Raw genomic sequence first — 16,231 nt, 5'->3', positions numbered from 1 at the left:
TTCGGCCGTACGCGGGCGGTTAGCCGCGTCGGTGGCACGTTCCGACCGACGAAGCGAGGCCGCCATGACCGCTTTCGGCTACTTCCTGTCCTGTGAGGAGTTCACCCCCGCCCAGCTCGTCGACCAGGCGCGGTGGGCGGAGCGGGCCGGCTTCACCCGGCTGGCGATCTCCGACCACTTCCACCCGTGGAACGACGAGCAGGGCAGCAGCCCGTTCGTCTGGGGCGTGATCGGGGCGCTGTCGCAGGTGACCGGGCTGCCGGTGACCACGCTGGTCACCTGCCCGACGGTCCGGCTGCACCCGGCGGTGACGGCGCAGGCGGCGGCGACCGCCGACGTCCAGCTCTCCGGCGGGCTGCGGCTCGGGGTGGGCACCGGCGAGGCGCTCAACGAGCATGTGCTCGGCGACCGCTGGCCGCCGTTCGAGCAGCGCGCCGAGATGCTGGAGGAGGCCGTCGCGGTGATGCGCGAGCTCTTCACCGGCGCGCAGGTGTCGCACCGGGGAACGCACTACACGGTCGAGAACGCCCGCCTCTACACGGCGCCGGCGGCCGGCCGGGTGCCCGTCTACGTCTCGGCGTTCGGCACCAAGGCGGCCGAACGGGCGGCGGGCTTCGCCGACGGACTGGTCACGATGAGCCCGGACACCGAGCTGATCGGGCGCTACCGCGCCGCCGGGGGCGGCGGACCGGTGCTCGGCGGGGTCAAGGTCTGCTGGTCCACCGACCGGGCGCGGGCCGTGAAGACCGTCCACCGGCTCTGGCCCAGCGAGTTGCTGCCCGGCGAGCTGGCCCAGGTCCTGCCCACCCCGGCGCACTTCGAGCAGGCGACCGAGCTGGTCACCGAGGAGCTGGTCGCGCAGGCCGTGACCTGCGGCGACGATCCCGGCGAGCACGCCGAACGGCTGCGCGGGTACCAGCGGGCCGGCTTCGACGAGGTGTACGTGGGCCAGATCGGCGACGAGCAGGAGGGCTTCTTCGACTTCTACCGCGAGCGGGTCCTGCCGCAGCTGGGGTGAACGGGCCGGAACCCGCCGTGACCGGCTACCCGCCCCGTGTCCTGGGCGACTACGCGCTGCTCGCCGACGGCGAGCGCGGCGCGCTGATCGGCCCGGACGGCGAGGTGGCCTGGCTCTGCGCCCCGCGCTGGGACAGCGACCCGGTCTTCGCCGGACTCATCGGGGGCGGCGGCGTCCACGCCGTGACGCCCGTCGGCCGCTTCGTACCGGGCGGCTACTACGAGGACGGCTCACTCGTCCGGCGCAGCCGCTGGGTCACCGAGGAGGGCGAGGTGGAGTGCCGGGAGGCGCTGGCGCTGCCCGCCGACCCGCACCGGGCGGTGCTGCTGCGCCGGATCACCGCCCGGCACGCCCCGGCCCGGCTGCGGCTGCTGCTGGCGGCCGGTTCCGGCTTCGCCGCCCCGGACGCCCCCACGGGCGCCCACCGGACGCGCCGGACCGGGGACGGCGGCTGGCGGATCAGGGCCGGGCGGCTGCGGCTGCGCTGGTCGGGGCCGGGCGCGGCCCGGGCGCGGCCGGTGGGCGGCGTCCTGCGCGCCGAGGTGGTGCTCGCCGCGGGAGAGTCGCTGGACCTCGCGCTGGAGGTCTCCGACCGGCGGCTGGACGGCCCGCCGCCGCGGATCGACGCCTGCTGGCGGGCCACCGAGCGGGCCTGGCGGGAGGCGGTGCCGCGGCTGGAGGGCAACCCGGACGCGCGCGACGCCCGGTTCTCCTACGCGGTGCTGCGCGGCCTGACCTCACCCCGCACCGGCGGCATGGTGGCCGCCGCCACCACCAGCCTGCCCGAGCGCGCCGAGGCGGGCCGCAACTACGACTACCGCTACGTGTGGATCCGCGACCAGTGCCTGGCCGGCCAGGCGGTGGCCGCCTTCGGGCCGTACCCCCTGCTGGACGAGGCGGTGCGGTTCACCACGGCGCGGGTGGTCGAGGACGGCCCCCGGCTGTCCCCCGCCTACACCGTGACCGGCGGCCCGGTGCCCGACCTGCGGCCGGTCGACCTGCCCGGCTACCCGGGCGGTCACGACCGGGCCGGCAACCGGGTGTCCCGGCAGTTCCAGCTGGACGCCTTCGGCGAGGCGCTGCTGCTGTTCGCGGCGGCCGCCCGGCACGGCCGGCTGGACCCGGACGGACGCCGGGCGGTGCGGATCGCCGCCGAGGCCGTCGCCCGGCGCCACCGGGAGGCCGAGGCCGGCATCTGGGAGCTGGACGCCCACGCCTGGACGCACAGCCGGCTGATCTGCGCGGCCGGACTGCGCGCCGTCGCCCGGCCCGACACGGCGCCGGCGGCCGGCGTCCCGGACGGGCTGGCCGCCCGCTGGGCCGCGCTCGCCGACACCCTGCTCGCCGACGCCTCCCGGCGCGCCCTGCACCCCGCCGGCCACTGGCAGCGGTCCCCCGAGGACCCGGGGCCCGATGTCGCCCTGCTGCTGCCCCCGGTGCGCGGGGCGCCGGCCGCCGACGACCCGCGCACCGTGGCGACGCTGCGCGCCTGCCGCGCGGAGCTGACGGACGGCCACTACGCCTACCGCTTCCGCCACGACGACCGCCCGCTCGCCGAGGCGGAGGGCGCCTTCGTGCTGTGCGGGTTCATGATGGCCCTCGCCCTGCACCAGCAGGGCGAGGCCGTCGAGGCCGCCCGCTGGTTCGAGGCCGCCCGCGGCTGCTGCGGCTCGGCCGGGCTGTTCGCCGAGGAGTACGACATCGCCCAGCGCCAGCTGCGGGGCAACCTGCCACAGGCCTTCGTGCACGCGATGATGCTGGAGTGCGCGGCCCGGCTGGCCGCGCCGCCGTCCTGACGGAACGACACCACCACGGAGGCACCGCATGACCGCTTCACTCGCCGAGCTCACCGGCGACTACGTGCTCGACCCCGCCCACACCCGGATCGGCTTCGTCGCCCGCCACGCCATGGTGACCAAGGTCCGGGGCTCGTTCGGGCAGTTCGAGGGCACCGCCCACCTGGACGGCGGCGACCCGGCCAAGTCGGCCGGCCAGGTGACGATCAAGGCCCAGAGCATCGACACCGGCGTGGAGCAGCGCGACCAGCACCTGCGCACCAACGACTTCCTCGACGCCCCCGCCTACCCCGACATCTCCTTCCGCACCACCTCGGTCGAGCCGCGCTCCGACAGCGACTACCGGGTGACCGGCGACCTGACCATCAAGGACGTCACCCGCCCGGTCACCATCGACTTCGAGTACACCGGCAACGCCGTCGACCCCTACGGCAACCTGCGGGTCGGCCTGGAGGGCTCGGTGACGATCAGCCGCAAGGAGTTCGGCGTCACCTGGAACGCCGCCCTGGAGGGCGGCGGCGTCCTGGTCGGCGACAAGATCGTCCTGGAGTTCGACATCTCCGCGATCAAGCAGGGCTAGCAGCCAGGCCCGCAGGCACCGCGGACCGGCCGGGAACACCGGCCGGTCCGGTCCTGCGCCGGGGTGACGTCTTCGTGGTGGCCCGTTAGCAGGCCGGCAGGGGGCGGGGCGGGGGGAGGGCGACCTCGCACCAGACGGCCTTGCCCGGGCCGTGGGGGTGCCAGCCCCAGCGGCGGGCGAGGCGGCCGAGGAGGAAGAGCCCGAGGCCGCCGACGTCCTCCGGGCGGCGGGGCGGGCGGGGGCGGGGCGGGCGGGGGCTGCTGTCGGTCACCTCGATCCGCAGCAGGCGCGCGTCGCGGACGAGCAGCAGGGCCCCGGGCTCGGCCGCGTACCGGACGGCGTTGGCCACCAGTTCGGAGACCAGCAGCAGGACGTCCGCGACGACGGCGCGCTCGGTGATGTCGTCGAGCCAGTCCGCGGTGCGGGCCCGGGCCTCGGCGCTGACGCCGGGGCGGGCCGACAGCGGGAAGTGGAGGACCGTCAGGGCTCCGTGGAAGTCGGTGGCGGGCAGCGTGGCCCTGGGCATGCGGTCGCTCCTCCTTCCTCGGCGCCGTGGTCGGCGCTCAGCGGTCAGCGGTCGGGTTGTCGGCGGTCGGCGACCGGCTCCCCGGTGACCCGCTCCTCGGCGACCGGCTCGTCGGCCGGCGGTTCTTCGGCCGGCCGTTCGGCGGTGCGCGGTGCCCGCGTCCCGACGGCTGCCCGGCGCTCACGCCGGGTCGTCCGGCGCAGCGGCCTGGTTCGCGCCCTGCGGGCCGCGCCCGCCAGCGCGAGGCCGAGGCAGAACAGCAGCGCCAGCGCCAGCCCGGCGAGGAAGATGCCCAGGCTGCTGAGCTTCACCAGGTCCTGGCCCAGGATGGTCACCTGGTACTCCGGCCCGCCGGACAGGTTGTCGGCGATCAGCAGCCCGGTGAAGGCCGCGGTCGCGGCGACCAGGAGGAGTCCGAACAACAGCATGGCGGTGTCCCTTCGGTCCGTGCCCCCTCGGTGTCCCCGATCCCCTCCGTCGGGTCGCGCCTACCCGGGCGGGCCCCGGCCTAACGCGGGGCGCCGCGACGGCCGGGCGGACCGTCCTGCTCGACGCGGACGGCCACCAGGCAGGTGTCGTCGTCGGTGTCGGCCGGGCTCAGCTCCAGCAGCAGGTCCAGATAGCGCTCCAGATCGGGCCCTGGCGGCCCGGCGGCCCGGATGAGGTGGTCGACGGACTCCTCGACCGGCCGGTCCCGGCGTTCGACCAGGCCGTCGGTGTAGAGCAGCAGCACGTCGCCCGGTGCCAGCCGGGCCGAGTACTCCTCGTACTCGGCGTCCGCCAGCGCGCCGAGCAGCACCCCGTGCGGCAGCGGCAGCACCTCGGCGCCGTCCGGGCCGAGCCTGATCGGCGGCAGGTGGCCGGCCCGGGCCCAGCGCAGCGTGCCGTCGTCCGGGCCGAGCAGCACGCAGACGGCGGTGGCGGTCACCTGTCCGGGCTCGCGCAGGGCCACCGTGTTGGCCCACTCCAGCAGCCGGCCCGGGCCCGCGCCGGTGACGGCGAGCCCGCGCAGCGCGTGCCGCAGCGCGACCATGCCGGTGGCCGCGCCGACCCCGTGGCCGGCCACGTCCCCGACGGCGAGCAGCACCTGCCGGTCGGGCAGCACCAGCACGTCGTACCAGTCGCCGCCGACCCGCTCGCGCTTGGCCGCCGGCCGGTAGCGGACGGCGGCGTGCAGCCCGGTGGCGCCGAGCGGCGGCGGGGCGGCGGGCAGGATCGCCTGCTGGAGCCGCAGCGCCAGCTGTTCCCGCTCCGCCGACACCTGCTCGCTGTCGGCCAGCCGCTCCCGGGTGGCGCCGAGCGCGACCTCCGTCCAGTGCTGGGCCGACACGTCGTGGTAGGCGCCGCGCACCGCGCTCAGCGCGCCGTCGGCGTCCAGGACCGGTTCGGCCACCACCCGGGTGTAGCGCTGCGTGCCGTCCGGGCGGACCAGCCGGAACACCGCGGAGGCGGTGCGCAGCCGGTGCTGGACGGTGTCGAGCAGCCGTCGCACGGCGGGCTCGTCGTCCGGGTGGACGTACCGGGCGAGGTGGGCCAGCGGGACGGCCGGGGCGCCGGCCGGCAGGCCGAACAGCTCGGGCAGGCCGGCGTTCCACAGCACCCGGCCGGTCCCGGGCTGCTCCTCGAAGCCGGCCACCCGGGCGAGGCGCTGGGCCTGGCGCAGCAGCGCGGTCTGGTCGGACTCGCCGGACTCCTCGTCGTCCCGCTGCCAGCTGAGCAGCAGCCGTCCGTCGAGCGGGGCGACGGCGATCCGCAGGGTGGTGGGCTGGGTGATGCCGCCGCCCTGGAAGACCAGGTGGAGGCGGTCGTCGGTGCGGGTCTCGCCGGTCTCCTGGGCCCGCAGCAGCGGTTCGAGCAGGCCGGTGGCGCAGGCCACCGGGTAGGCCTCCAGCAGGGAGGTGCCGTCCAGGCCGCTGCGGGGGCGGCCGAGCGGGTCCCGGAACGCCCGGTTGGTGCGCAGGATGGTGAAGTCGACGGCGTGTCCGTCGCGCAGGACGGGGGCGAGCAGCAGGGCGGGGGTGAGCAGGCCGTCGAGGAGGTCGGCCTGGCGGTCCGGCGGGACGGCGGGCTCGGGGTGGCCGAGGACGGTGGCGCAGAGGTCGGCGAGGGCCCGCAGCTGGCGGCGCTGCGGGGGGCCGAGGGCGGGGGCGGGGCCGGGCCAGAGCACTTCGAGTGCGCCCCGGCGGCGGCCCTCGTCGAGCAGGGGGAGGACGGCCCTGGGGGTGTCGGGGCCGCCGACGCAGGGGGCGGGCGGTGCCGGGCCGTCGGGCCAGTGTTCCTCGCCGGTGGCGAGGGCCTGCCGGGCTGGGCCGGGAACGCCGGGCGGCACCCGGCTCCAGGCCTCGGCCTCGTCGGCGGTCAGCCCGGCCTGGGCGGCGAGCGCGAGGGCGCCGGCGGGCAGCCGCTGCCAGACCAGGACGGCGTGGGCGCCGAGCGGGGCGGCGCCCTGGCGCAGGACGGCCTCGACGGCGCCGGCCAGGTCGGGCACGGCGGCGAGGGCCCGGCCGGGGGCGGGCGGGAGCCATGCGAAGGACTCGGACGCCTCCGGTGGCCCGGACGCGCCGGCGCCGTCGGGCGGTGGGGCGGAGTCGCGGCGGCCGGGCTCCGCGGACCGGCCGACGATGTCGGCGGCCAGGGTGACGACCGGTACGCCCGCCTCCCGGGCGAGCCGGGCCAGCCGGGCGGCGGCCTCGGCGGGCGGGACGGTCAGCCGCTCGGCGAGCATCCCGGTGGCGAGGTCGACCAGCGCGCGGGTGCCCTCCTCGGCGCGCATCCGTTCGGCGGCGTGCTGCAGCCGCCGGACGGCGGTCGCGAGCTGCCGCGCGACGGCGTCCCCGTCGGATCCGCCGCTCTCGGGCAGTCCGGAGGCGGGCGGTCCGGCGGGCGGTCCGGCGGACCTGGCGGCGCCGGGCGGCCCGGCGGCCGGCGGGCCGGGTTCGCGCGGGGTGCCGGGCGGCGGGCCGGGTTCGCGCGGGGTGCCGGGCGGCGGGCCGGCGGTCATGACGCGTCCAGCCAGTGCCGCATCCGCTCCACCAGCACGGCGGTGTCCACGGGCTTGGTGACGTGGTCGTCGGCGCCGGCGTCCAGGCTCTTGGCCCGGTCGCCCGCCATGGCCTTGGCGGTGACGGCGACGACCGGCAGGCGGGCGAAGCGCTCGTCGGCCCGGATGGCGGCGATGGTGGCGTAGCCGTCGAGCCCGGGCATCATCACGTCCATCAGCACCAGGTCGGTCTCGGGGTGGCGGCGCAGCAGGTCGAGCCCGGCGCGGCCGTCGGCGGCGTGCAGGACGGTCAGGCCGTGCTGTTCGAGGGCGGCGGCGAGCGCGAAGACGTTGCGGATGTCGTCGTCGACGATCAGCACGGTGCGGCCGGCGAGCGGTTCGTCGGCGCGGGAGCCGGGCGGGCCGACCGCCGCCACCTGGCGGCCGCCCAGCAGGGCGATCAGGCGTTCGCGCAACTCGTCCAGGCCGGAGAGGAGTTCGAGGCGGTCGACGGCCGTGCCGACGCTCGCGGCGGGTCCGCCGTCGCCGTGGTAGCCGAGGACGGGGGTGCTCTCCGGGAGGGCGGTGAGCAGCACGGGGGCGAGGGCGGCGGCGTGGGCGAGGTCGACGACGGCGCAGCGGTAGGGGCCGTCGGCGACGGCGGCGCGCAGCCCGGCCTCGTCGCCGGTGCTGCGGATGCCGGTCGGGGGGTCCTCGCCGTGCGCCTCGGCGGCGGTGCGGGTGAGCAGGGTGAGCAGGGCGGGCGGGTCGGCCTCGACGACCAGGACGCGGGTCTCGGCGGGCGGGGCGGCGGCGGGCCGGTCATGGCGGGCGAGCGGGAGGTAGAAGCTGAAGCAGCTGCCCCGGCCGGCGGTGGAGCGGACGGTGAGGGCGCCGCCGAGCAGGCGGGCGAGTTCGCGGCTGATGGACAGGCCGAGCCCGGTGCCGCCGTAGCGGCGGCCGGTGGTGCCGTCGGCCTGCTGGAAGGCGCCGAAGATGCTGTCGAGGTGGGCGGGGTCGATGCCGATGCCGGTGTCGTCGACGTGGAAGGCCACCGCGGCCTCGGCCTGGCCGAGTTCGGCGGGCAGGGCGGCGGCGTCGGCGCGTTCGATGCGCAGGTCGACCCGGCCCGCGTCGGTGAACTTGATGGCGTTGGACAGGAGGTTGCGCAGCACCTGGCGCAACCGGGCCTGGTCGGTGACGAGTTCGGGCGGCACGCCGTCCTCGACGGTGATCCGGAAGGCCAGGTCCTTCTGGTCGGCGAGCGGCTTGAAGGCGGATTCGACGTAGGCCAGCAGGTCCTGGACGGCGAAGGGTTCGGGGGTGATCTCCATCTTCCCGGCCTCGACCTTGGAGAGGTCGAGGATGTCGTTGATGAGCTGGAGCAGGTCGGAGCCGGCCGAGTGGATGACGCCCGCGTACTCGACCTGTTTGGGCGTGAGGTTGCCGGCCGCGTTCTGGGCGAGCAGCTGGGCGAGGATCAGCAGGCTGTTGAGCGGGGTGCGCAGTTCATGGCTCATATTGGCCAGGAACTCCGACTTGTACATCGAGGTGAGGCTCAACTGCCGGGCCCGCTCCTCCAGTTCCTGGCGGGCCTGTTCGATCTCCAGGTTCTTGGCCTCGATGTCGCGGTTGCGGTCGGCGAGCTGTCCGGCCTTCTCGGCGAGTTCGGCGTTGGAGCGCCGCAGCTCCTCCTGGCCGTCCTGCAACTCCTCGGAGCGGGCCTGGAGTTCGGCGGTGAGACGCTGGGACTCGCCGAGCAGTTCGTCGGTGCGGGCGTTGGCGAGCAGGGTGCCGATGTTGACGCCGCAAGCCTCGGCGAACTGTTCCAGGAAGTCGCGGTGGACGGCGCTGAACGGGTGGACGGAGGCGAACTCCATGACGCCGAGCAGCCATTCCTCCAGGGCGATCGGCAGGATCACCACCGAGCGGGCGTGGGTGGCGCCGGCTCCGGAGGTGATGGTGGCGTAGTCGGCCGGCAGGTCGTCGACGGTGACGGTGCGCCGGGTGCGGGCGGCCTGGCCGACCAGCGACTCGCCGAGCCGGACCCGTTGGGGGCCGCCCCCGCCGGACGGCAGGCCGTAGGCGCTGATCCGGGCCAGCGCGGTGGACGCGCCGTCCTCCTCGGCCAGGTAGAAGGCGCCGTACTGGGCGTCGACCAGCGGGGTCAGGTCGTCGGTGATCAGCTCGGCGACGGCACGGATGTCGCGTTTGCCCTGCATGGCGGCGGTGAAGCGGGCGAGGTTGGTCTTCAGCCAGTCCTGTTCCTGGTTGGCGCGGGTGGTCTCGCGCAGCGACTCCACCATGAAGTTGACGTTGTCCTTGAGGTCGGCGACCTCGCCGGAGGCGTCCACGGTGATCGAGCGGGTGAGGTCGCCGGCGGCGACGGCGCTGGTCACCCCGGCGATGGCGCGCACCTGCCGGGTGAGGTTGCCGGCGAGTTCGTTGACGTTCTCGGTGAGCCGCTTCCAGGTGCCGGAGACGCCCTCGACCTCCGCCTGCCCGCCGAGCCGGCCCTCGGTGCCGACCTCCCGGGCGACCCGGGTGACCTCGTCGGCGAACGAGCCGAGCTGGTCGACCATGGTGTTGACGGTGGTCTTGAGCTCCAGGATCTCGCCGCGCGCGTCCACGTCGATCTTGCGGGTGAGGTCGCCCTCGGCGACCGCCGTGGTCACCTGGGCGATGTTGCGCACCTGGCTGGTGAGGTTGTGCGCCATGAAGTTGACGTTGTCGGTGAGGGCCTTCCAGGTCCCGGCGACGTTGGGGACGCGTGCCTGGCCGCCGAGGGTGCCCTCGGTGCCGACCTCCCGGGCCACCCGGGTCACCTCGTCGGCGAACACCGAGAGGGTGTCCACCATGGTGTTGATCGCGCCGGCGAGCGCCGCCATCTCGCCCTTGGCCTCCACGGTGATCTTCCGGGACAGGTCGCCCCGGGCGACGGCGTTGGCCACCTCGGACATCGAGCGGACCTGCCCGGTGAGGTTGGAGGCCATCACGTTGACGTTGTCGGTGAGGCCCTTCCAGGTGCCGGAGACGCCCCGGACGGTGGCCTGGCCGCCGAGGTTGCCCTCGGTGCCGACCTCCCGGGCGACCCGGGTCACCTCGTCGGCGAACGCCGAGAGCTGGTCGACCATCGTGTTGATGGTCTCCTTGAGCAGCAGGATCTCGCCGCGCGCGTCCACCCGGATCTTCTGGGTGAGGTCGCCCTCGGCGACGGCGGTGGTGACCTCGGCGATGGCGCGCACCTGGGCGGTGAGGTTGTCCGCCATCACGTTCACCGACTCGGTGAGGTCCTTCCAGGTGCCCGAGACGTCGCGGACGTCGGCCTGGCCGCCGAGCCGCCCCTCGCTGCCGACCTCCCGGGCCACCCGGGTCACCTCGTCGGCGAACGCGGACAGCTGGCCGACCATCGTGTTGACGGTGTTCTTGAGCTCCAGCAGCTCGCCGCGCGCGTCGACCTCGATCTTCTGGGTGAGGTCGCCGCGCGCCACCGCCGTGGTCACCTGGGCGATGTTGCGCAGCTGCCGGGTGAGGTCGCCGGCCATCGCGTTGACGGCGTCGGTGAGGTCCAGCCACGTCCCGGACGCGCCGGGGACGTGGGCCTGGCCGCCGAGGCGCCCTTCGGAGCCCACCTCCCGGGCCACCCGGGTCACCTCGGAGGTCACCCGGGCGAGCTGCTCCACCATGCCGTTGAACACGGAGGCGATCTCGCCCGGTACGCCGGGCAGGTCGGTCCCCAGCCGGGTCCGGAAGTCGCCGTCGCGCACCGCCGTCAGCCCGGCGAGCAGCTGCCGCAGGACCTGGTCGGGAGGGTCCGCGCGGCCCGCTCCGGCGGCCGGCGCGCGGCCCGGCACCTGGTGCTCGTCCATCCGTCCACCGCCCGGATCGACCGCACGGCCGGATCGCCCGAGGGCGGGCCCGGCCGCGGGGAGCGGCGGCGCCGCCCCGCCTCCCACTGTGCCACCGTCACGCGGGACGTGACACGCGAGCGCCTCCGCCGGTGGTGGCGCGTCGCGCGTTTGCGGGCGCCCGGCCGGGTAGACGCCCGGCCGTAACGACCGGGGAACCGAGAGGAGCACGGCCATGCCCCGAGGATCGAGCCCCAAGCGGGAGCGCCAGTACGAACACATCAAGGAGAGCGCGCTGGATCGCGGCGAGAGCGAGAAGCGGGCCGAGGAGATCGCCGCCCGGACGGTGAACAAGGAACGCGCCCGGCACGGCGAGTCGCGGACCGCGAGCCGCAGTTCCACCCACGACATGTCCTCCGGCCGGCGTGGCGGGCAGCGCTCGCACCGGGGCGCCGGCGGGCCCACCTACGACCAGCTGTACAACGAGGCCAGGCAGCGCGGCATCAAGGGGCGTTCGAAGATGAACAAGCGCGAGCTGTCCCACGCGCTCGGCCGGTGAGTCCGGGAGGCGCGCCATGACCGTCACCGGCAGGAGCGTCACCGCCATGACCGTCCCGACCGTGCCGCCGCCGGGCCATCCGGACACCGAGCCGTTCCCGCATCCGCACCCCAACCCGGCGCCGCATCCGGAACCCGATCCGGCGCCGCCGCCGGTGCCGCCGTTCCCGCCGCCGGAGCCCGATCCGGGCCCGCCGACCCAGCCCCGGCCGCTCTGAGAGCGGGCGCGCGCGGGCGGCGGGTCAGCCCGGCGGTCCGCGGTGGTCCAGCGGCGACGGCACCTCCAGCCAGACCGACTTGCCCGCGCCCTCGGGCCGCGATCCCCAGGCGCGGGCGAGCCGGTCCACCACGCGCAGCCCGTGGCCGCCCGGCCGGGCCGGGTCGGCGGACGGGCGCAGCCGCGGCGGTTCCGGGCTGGCGTCGCTGACCTCCACCCGCAGCCGCAGGGTGTCCCAGCGCAGCCGCAGCTCGCGCGGGCCGCCGGGTGCGTGCAGGCACGCGTTGGTGACGAGTTCGGAGACCATCAGCAGGACGTCCTCGAAGACGGCCACCCGCTCGTCCTCGGGCCATTGCTCGCCGTCCGCCGCCAGCCAGTGCCAGTCGAGCAGGGCCTGGCGGCTGAAGTCCCGTGACCGCTGGACCGGGCCCCGGGTGCCGCTCAGGGCCAGCCTCCGGGTCTCGTCGTCCCGGTCCGGGTCCGCGGCCGTGGCGGGATCGGGAAGGGTCATCGCGGGCCCCTCACGCGCCGGCGTCGGGACCGAGCGCGACGGCGACGCTGGGGTGGACGCGCAGCACGGTGTCCGCCCCGGTGACCGCGAACAACCGGACGACGGCCGGGCGCGGTCCGGAGACCTCCAGCCTGACGCCGGCCAGTTCGGCGTCCTGACGCGCGCGCAGCAGGATGTTCAGGCCCGTGGAGTCGCAGAACCGCAGGTCCGCGAGGTCGACCAGGATCCGGGCGAGGCCCTCCTCCGACAGCCCGGCCAGCGCGGTGCGCAGCCCGTCCGCCGAGTCGTGGTCGAGTTCTCCGTCGAGGGTGACGATCCGCACCGGCCCGTCCCGGCGCACCACGACCCGCAGCTCCCCCGGCCGGTAGGGCTGCGGGGACTCGCGCCGCGCACCGCCCGGGCCGTCCCCCGTGTCCCCGGCACCCCCGGCGCCCCCGGCGGACAGATGCATGGCTGGCTCCCGGTCCGGTCGCAACGGCCTCGTGCCGTCGAGACCATGATGCCGCGCGGCGCGGCCCGCCGCGCGGACGGCGGGGGGCCCGCCGGTCCGCGGTCGGGCACGGCGGGTCCGGCGGTCTCCGGACGGCCTTCTCCACGGCCCGCGTTTGCCCAGCCCGCGGCCCGGCTACACGCCGGGGCGGGCACGGCCGGAGGATGATCGGGACGGGGATGCGGACGGGACCCGACGGACAGGACGGAGGCGGGCCGGATGGCAGCGGGAGCGACCGGGCGGGACGGCCCCGCCGGGGACCGGACCGGGCGGCAGGAGTCCCCGGAGGAGCGCGCGGACCGCCGCTGGAGCGATCTGCTCCAGGAGGTCCGGGTCGCGCAGACCGGCTCCCAGGTCCTGTTCGGCTTCCTGCTGAGCGTCGTCTTCATGCCGCGCTTCGCCCAGTTGGAGCAATTCGACCGCAATCTCTACGTCGTCACCGTGGTCCTGGGCGCGCTCGCCACCGGTTCGCTCGCCGCGCCGGTCTCCTACCACCGGCTCTTCGCGGGCCGGCGGCTCAAGCCGCAGCTGGTCACGGCCGCCGCGCGGCTGGTCGCGATCGGTCTGGTGCTGCTGGCGCTCACCATCGGCTCGGCGCTGCTCCTGCTGCTGAGGGAGGCCACCGACGGCGCCGCGGCGGCCTGGATCGCGGGGGCGGTGATGGCCTACTTCGCCGCCTGCTGGCTGCTCCTGCCGATGGTCCACCTGCGCCGGCACAACGGCCGCTGCCGGCGCCCGAAGGGCTGAGGAGCGGCGGCGCGGGACGTTTCGCCCACGCCGGGGCGGCAACACGCCCGCCATGAGGACTCACCGCCATCCGCCGCCACGCACCGTCGTCGTCACGGGGGCCGGGGCCGGCGTCGGCCGTGCCTGCGTCCGGGAGTTCGCCGCCCGCGGCGACCGCCTGGTGCTCACCGGCCGCGGCCGGGCCGGCCTGCACGCGGCGGCCGCCGAGGCCGGGTCGGCCGGCGCACCGGCGCTGGTCGTCCCGGCCGATGTCGCCGACCCCGAGGCCTGCGAGGGCGTCGCGGCCCGTGCCGAGGAGGAGTTCGGGCCGATCGACGTCTGGGTGAACGACGCCTTCGCCGGGGTGTTCGCGCCCTTCGCGGACATCACCGCCGCCGAGTTTCGCCGGGTCACCGAGGTCACCTACCTTGGATATGTGAACGGCACCCGAGCCGCGCTGCACCGGATGCTCCCCCGCGATCGCGGCACCGTCGTCCAGGTCGGATCCGCCATCGCCTACCGGGGCATCCCGATGCAGAGCGCGTACAGCGGCGCCAAGCACGCCCTCCAGGGCTGGCACGAGGCGCTGCGCTGCGAGCTGCTCGCCGCCCGCTCGGGCGTGCGGATCACCATGGTGCAGCTTCCGGCCGTCAACACCCCGCAGTTCGACTGGGTGCTCAACCGGCTGCCCGGTCGCGCCCGACCGGTCGCGCCGGTGTACCAGCCGGAGCTCGCCGCCCGCGCCGTCCGCTACGCCGCCGACCACCCCGGCCGGCGCGAGTACTGGGTCGGCGCGAGCACGGCGGCCACCCTGCTGGCCAACGCCGTCGCCCCCGGCCTGTTCGACCGCTACCTGGCCCGCACCGGCCGGTCGGCGCAGCAGGAGGACCGGCCGCAGCCCGCCGACGGCCCCGGCAACCTGTGGGAGCCGGCCGACGACGTCCTCGACCACGGCGCGCGCGGCCGCTTCGACGACGAGGCCCACGGGCGCAGCCCGCAGCTGTGGGCGTCCCAGCACCACGGCCTGCTGGCGGCGGCCTCCTCCGGCCTGCTGGGCGCGGCCGCCGGCGCCGCGGTGGTCCGCGGGCCGCGGCGGAGCCGGCCGTGACCACCTACCCGCGCCCCAGGACGGTGCCGACCGTCGGGGTGGAAGAGGAGTTCCTGCTGGTCGACCGCCGCACCCGGCTGCCCGTCGCCCGCGCCTCGCAGGTGCTGGCGGCCGCCGCCCGGGTCCTGGGCGACCAGGTGCAGCCGGAGATCTTCCAGGTGCAGGTGGAGACCACCAGCCGGCCCGCGCTGCGGCTCAAGGAGCTGGCCGACGACCTCGCCCGGATGCGCGCCGGCCTGGTGGCGGCGGCCGCCGAGGCGGACTGCCTGCTGGTCGCCAGCGGGACGCCGGTGCTGGTCGGGCCGGAGCCGGCGCTGCTCACCGACAACCCGCGCTACCGGCTGATGGCGGCCCGCTACCCGACCGCGGCCGCCGACAACCGCGGGGCGCTGTGCGGCTGTCACGTGCACCTGGGCACCCTCGAACGCGGGTCGGCGCTGGCGCTCGGCAACCGGCTGCGGCCCTGGCTGCCGGTGCTGCAGGCGCTCACCGTCAACTCGCCGTTCGACGCGGGCCGCGACAGCGGCTTCGCCAGCTGGCGGGACGTGCGCTGGTCGCGCTGGCCCACCGTCGGCGCGGCGCCGCTGGTGGACGAGCGCGGCTACGAGCGGCGCGCGGACGCCCTGGTCGCGCGCGGGACGCTGCTCGACCGCCGGATGATCTACTGGTACACCCGCCCGTCCGAGCACGTGCCGACGCTGGAGGTGCGGGTCGCCGACGTCAACGCCGAGCTGGGCACCGTGCTGCTGATGGCCGGGCTGCTGCGCGGCCTGGGCGCCGTCCTGCTCGACGAGGCCCGGGCCGGGCTGCCCCCGCCCGCGGTACCGCACGGCCGGCTGGCGGCGGCCCACCGGCGGGCCGCGCAGACCGGCCCGGTGGGTGAGGGGATCGACCCGTTCACCGGGTGGCCGGTGCCGATGCCCGACCTGGTGGACCGGCTGCTGGAGCGGGCCGCGCCGGGGCTGTCCGCCGCCGGCGACCTGGCCGCCGTCGAGGCCGGGCTGGACCGCCTGCGCCGGCTGGGCAGCGGCGCCGAGCGCCAGCGCCGGGACTTCCGGGCGCACGGGCGCGCGTACGACGTGATCGACGGACTGGCCCGGCTGACCGCCGCCGTCTCGCCGCCCGGCTGACGCATGGCGTGCCCGGTCCGGGGCAGACGCCTCACGGGCGGGCACCGGCCCGCCCGTGGCGAACGGAGGCGAACACCATGGCGACCGACGACAAGGTGCGCAACATGGCCGAGAAGGCCCGCGGCAAGGCCAAGGAGGCCGCCGGCCGGGCCACCGGAGACCGGACGATGGAGGCCAAGGGGCGCGGCACCCAGATGAAGAGCGACGTCAAACAGGCCGCGGAGAAGCTCAAGGACGCGGGCAAGGACTGACCCGGCCCACAGGGCCGCAACGACGCACCGGAAGTGGGTGGTGGCGATGACCGACCCGGACGACGGCACGCGCGAGCCCCGGGACCCGCCCGTGCGGCGCGAGACGCCCGAGTCACGGATGACCGGCGAGGGCGGTCCGCCGCCGTCGCACGAGGAGGACAAGGGCCCGGCGGACGGCCCGGAGTACGCGGTGACCGCACCGGAGGACGGCGAGCCGGGGCGCGAGCCCCCGCCCGACCGAACCGCCGGGGAGCCGGGGCCGTACGAGCCGCCCGACCGGCCCGCCGGCGGGCCGCCGCCGTACGAACCGCCGGACTGACCCGCTCCCGCACACCGTTCGCCGCAGGCCGGTGGGATGATCACAGCTTCCCGACCGGCCTGCGGCGAACGGGTGGTCCCGCCCCGGTGTTCGCGCCCCCGACGGCGTTGCGCGCGGGACGGGGCCGCCCGCCCGGCGGTACACCTGGGGCCGCACCGCGCCGGTCCGCGCGC

16 protein-coding genes are annotated in these 16,231 nt (G+C 76.3%); 10 read left to right on the top strand and 6 right to left on the bottom strand.

Going from position 1 to position 16,231, the window contains the following annotated elements; all coding sequences use genetic code 11:
- Window positions 1-64: 64 nt before the first annotated feature.
- From ABTX81_RS23095 to ABTX81_RS23085, 3 genes are read left to right on the top strand one after another with little or no spacing between them, the layout of a single operon-like run.
- Entirely contained in the window at window positions 65-1,018 is a 954-nt protein-coding gene (locus ABTX81_RS23095) for a TIGR03557 family F420-dependent LLM class oxidoreductase (RefSeq protein WP_350548678.1), read from the top strand.
- A 17-nt stretch (window positions 1,019-1,035) separates the two neighbouring features.
- Window positions 1,036-2,814, top strand: a complete 1,779-nt coding sequence (locus tag ABTX81_RS23090) for a glycoside hydrolase family 15 protein (RefSeq protein WP_350548676.1) — start codon at window positions 1,036-1,038, stop codon at window positions 2,812-2,814.
- A 28-nt stretch (window positions 2,815-2,842) separates the two neighbouring features.
- Window positions 2,843-3,394 carry a YceI family protein gene (locus tag ABTX81_RS23085; protein WP_350548674.1) on the top strand — a complete coding sequence of 184 codons (552 nt, stop codon included), beginning with the start codon at window positions 2,843-2,845 and terminating at the stop codon, window positions 3,392-3,394.
- An 85-nt stretch (window positions 3,395-3,479) separates the two neighbouring features.
- On the opposite strand, the gene ABTX81_RS23080 is transcribed toward ABTX81_RS23085, so the two are convergent.
- The 4 genes from ABTX81_RS23080 to ABTX81_RS23065 all read right to left on the bottom strand — a co-directional run bounded on the left by ABTX81_RS23080 (window position 3,480) and on the right by ABTX81_RS23065 (window position 10,769).
- Window positions 3,480-3,920, bottom strand: a complete 441-nt coding sequence (locus tag ABTX81_RS23080; protein ID WP_350548672.1) for an ATP-binding protein — start codon at window positions 3,918-3,920, stop codon at window positions 3,480-3,482.
- A 44-nt stretch (window positions 3,921-3,964) separates the two neighbouring features.
- Window positions 3,965-4,348, bottom strand: coding sequence for a hypothetical protein (locus ABTX81_RS23075; protein ID WP_350548670.1), 384 nt, complete (start codon window positions 4,346-4,348; stop codon window positions 3,965-3,967).
- An 80-nt stretch (window positions 4,349-4,428) separates the two neighbouring features.
- Window positions 4,429-6,921 (bottom strand): SpoIIE family protein phosphatase, encoded by a 2,493-nt coding sequence (locus ABTX81_RS23070; protein ID WP_350548668.1) that lies wholly within the window; start codon window positions 6,919-6,921, stop codon window positions 4,429-4,431.
- On the bottom strand, window positions 6,918-10,769 hold the full coding sequence (locus ABTX81_RS23065; protein ID WP_350548666.1) for a HAMP domain-containing protein: 3,852 nt from the start codon (window positions 10,767-10,769) through the stop codon (window positions 6,918-6,920). Before ABTX81_RS23065 ends, ABTX81_RS23070 begins: the two co-directional genes overlap by 4 nt.
- A gap of 214 nt (window positions 10,770-10,983) precedes the next feature.
- Between ABTX81_RS23065 and ABTX81_RS23060 the strand changes: the two genes are divergently transcribed.
- Together ABTX81_RS23060 and ABTX81_RS23055 are read left to right on the top strand one after the other, a co-directional pair.
- Window positions 10,984-11,307 (top strand): plasmid stabilization protein, encoded by a 324-nt coding sequence (locus ABTX81_RS23060; protein WP_350548664.1) that lies wholly within the window; start codon window positions 10,984-10,986, stop codon window positions 11,305-11,307.
- A 16-nt stretch (window positions 11,308-11,323) separates the two neighbouring features.
- Window positions 11,324-11,524 (top strand): hypothetical protein, encoded by a 201-nt coding sequence (locus tag ABTX81_RS23055; RefSeq protein ID WP_350548662.1) that lies wholly within the window; start codon window positions 11,324-11,326, stop codon window positions 11,522-11,524.
- A gap of 24 nt (window positions 11,525-11,548) precedes the next feature.
- On the opposite strand, the gene ABTX81_RS23050 is transcribed toward ABTX81_RS23055, so the two are convergent.
- Both ABTX81_RS23050 and ABTX81_RS23045 read right to left on the bottom strand, forming a co-directional pair.
- Window positions 11,549-12,034 carry an ATP-binding protein gene (locus ABTX81_RS23050; protein ID WP_350548660.1) on the bottom strand — a complete coding sequence of 162 codons (486 nt, stop codon included), beginning with the start codon at window positions 12,032-12,034 and terminating at the stop codon, window positions 11,549-11,551.
- A gap of 10 nt (window positions 12,035-12,044) precedes the next feature.
- Window positions 12,045-12,485, bottom strand: a complete 441-nt coding sequence (locus tag ABTX81_RS23045) for an STAS domain-containing protein (RefSeq protein WP_350548658.1) — start codon at window positions 12,483-12,485, stop codon at window positions 12,045-12,047.
- A gap of 258 nt (window positions 12,486-12,743) precedes the next feature.
- Here ABTX81_RS23045 and ABTX81_RS23040 point away from each other — a divergent pair, with 258 nt between their 5' ends.
- The 5 genes from ABTX81_RS23040 to ABTX81_RS23020 all read left to right on the top strand — a co-directional run bounded on the left by ABTX81_RS23040 (window position 12,744) and on the right by ABTX81_RS23020 (window position 16,058).
- On the top strand, window positions 12,744-13,271 hold the full coding sequence (locus tag ABTX81_RS23040) for a DUF6328 family protein (RefSeq protein WP_350548656.1): 528 nt from the start codon (window positions 12,744-12,746) through the stop codon (window positions 13,269-13,271).
- A 52-nt stretch (window positions 13,272-13,323) separates the two neighbouring features.
- On the top strand, window positions 13,324-14,358 hold the full coding sequence (locus tag ABTX81_RS23035; RefSeq protein WP_350548654.1) for an SDR family oxidoreductase: 1,035 nt from the start codon (window positions 13,324-13,326) through the stop codon (window positions 14,356-14,358).
- Window positions 14,355-15,488, top strand: a complete 1,134-nt coding sequence (locus ABTX81_RS23030; RefSeq protein WP_350548652.1) for a carboxylate-amine ligase — start codon at window positions 14,355-14,357, stop codon at window positions 15,486-15,488. The genes ABTX81_RS23035 and ABTX81_RS23030 overlap by 4 nt, the downstream gene beginning before the upstream one ends.
- 77 nt (window positions 15,489-15,565) lie before the next feature.
- Window positions 15,566-15,739 carry a CsbD family protein gene (locus ABTX81_RS23025; protein WP_350548650.1) on the top strand — a complete coding sequence of 58 codons (174 nt, stop codon included), beginning with the start codon at window positions 15,566-15,568 and terminating at the stop codon, window positions 15,737-15,739.
- A gap of 46 nt (window positions 15,740-15,785) precedes the next feature.
- On the top strand, window positions 15,786-16,058 hold the full coding sequence (locus tag ABTX81_RS23020; protein WP_350548648.1) for a hypothetical protein: 273 nt from the start codon (window positions 15,786-15,788) through the stop codon (window positions 16,056-16,058).
- The last annotated feature ends 173 nt before the right edge of the window (window positions 16,059-16,231 follow it).

This window comes from Kitasatospora sp. NPDC097605 (genome assembly GCF_040302725.1).
Lineage (GTDB): Bacteria > Actinomycetota > Actinomycetes > Streptomycetales > Streptomycetaceae > Kitasatospora.
The sequence above is the reverse complement of the archived record's forward strand: the minus strand, read 5'-3'. Positions and strand labels throughout refer to the sequence as shown.

Coding starts and splice junctions, on each gene's coding strand:
- ABTX81_RS23035 (WP_350548654.1), top strand. CDS start 13,324: ATGAGGACTCACCGCCATCCGCCGCCACGCACCGTCGTCGTCACGGGG.
- ABTX81_RS23045 (WP_350548658.1), bottom strand. CDS start 12,485: ATGCATCTGTCCGCCGGGGGCGCCGGGGGTGCCGGGGACACGGGGGAC.
- ABTX81_RS23060 (WP_350548664.1), top strand. CDS start 10,984: ATGCCCCGAGGATCGAGCCCCAAGCGGGAGCGCCAGTACGAACACATC.
- ABTX81_RS23095 (WP_350548678.1), top strand. CDS start 65: ATGACCGCTTTCGGCTACTTCCTGTCCTGTGAGGAGTTCACCCCCGCC.
- ABTX81_RS23020 (WP_350548648.1), top strand. CDS start 15,786: ATGACCGACCCGGACGACGGCACGCGCGAGCCCCGGGACCCGCCCGTG.
- ABTX81_RS23055 (WP_350548662.1), top strand. CDS start 11,324: ATGACCGTCACCGGCAGGAGCGTCACCGCCATGACCGTCCCGACCGTG.
- ABTX81_RS23080 (WP_350548672.1), bottom strand. CDS start 3,920: ATGCCCAGGGCCACGCTGCCCGCCACCGACTTCCACGGAGCCCTGACG.
- ABTX81_RS23065 (WP_350548666.1), bottom strand. CDS start 10,769: ATGGACGAGCACCAGGTGCCGGGCCGCGCGCCGGCCGCCGGAGCGGGC.
- ABTX81_RS23025 (WP_350548650.1), top strand. CDS start 15,566: ATGGCGACCGACGACAAGGTGCGCAACATGGCCGAGAAGGCCCGCGGC.
- ABTX81_RS23085 (WP_350548674.1), top strand. CDS start 2,843: ATGACCGCTTCACTCGCCGAGCTCACCGGCGACTACGTGCTCGACCCC.
- ABTX81_RS23040 (WP_350548656.1), top strand. CDS start 12,744: ATGGCAGCGGGAGCGACCGGGCGGGACGGCCCCGCCGGGGACCGGACC.
- ABTX81_RS23075 (WP_350548670.1), bottom strand. CDS start 4,348: ATGCTGTTGTTCGGACTCCTCCTGGTCGCCGCGACCGCGGCCTTCACC.
- ABTX81_RS23050 (WP_350548660.1), bottom strand. CDS start 12,034: ATGACCCTTCCCGATCCCGCCACGGCCGCGGACCCGGACCGGGACGAC.
- ABTX81_RS23070 (WP_350548668.1), bottom strand. CDS start 6,921: ATGACCGCCGGCCCGCCGCCCGGCACCCCGCGCGAACCCGGCCCGCCG.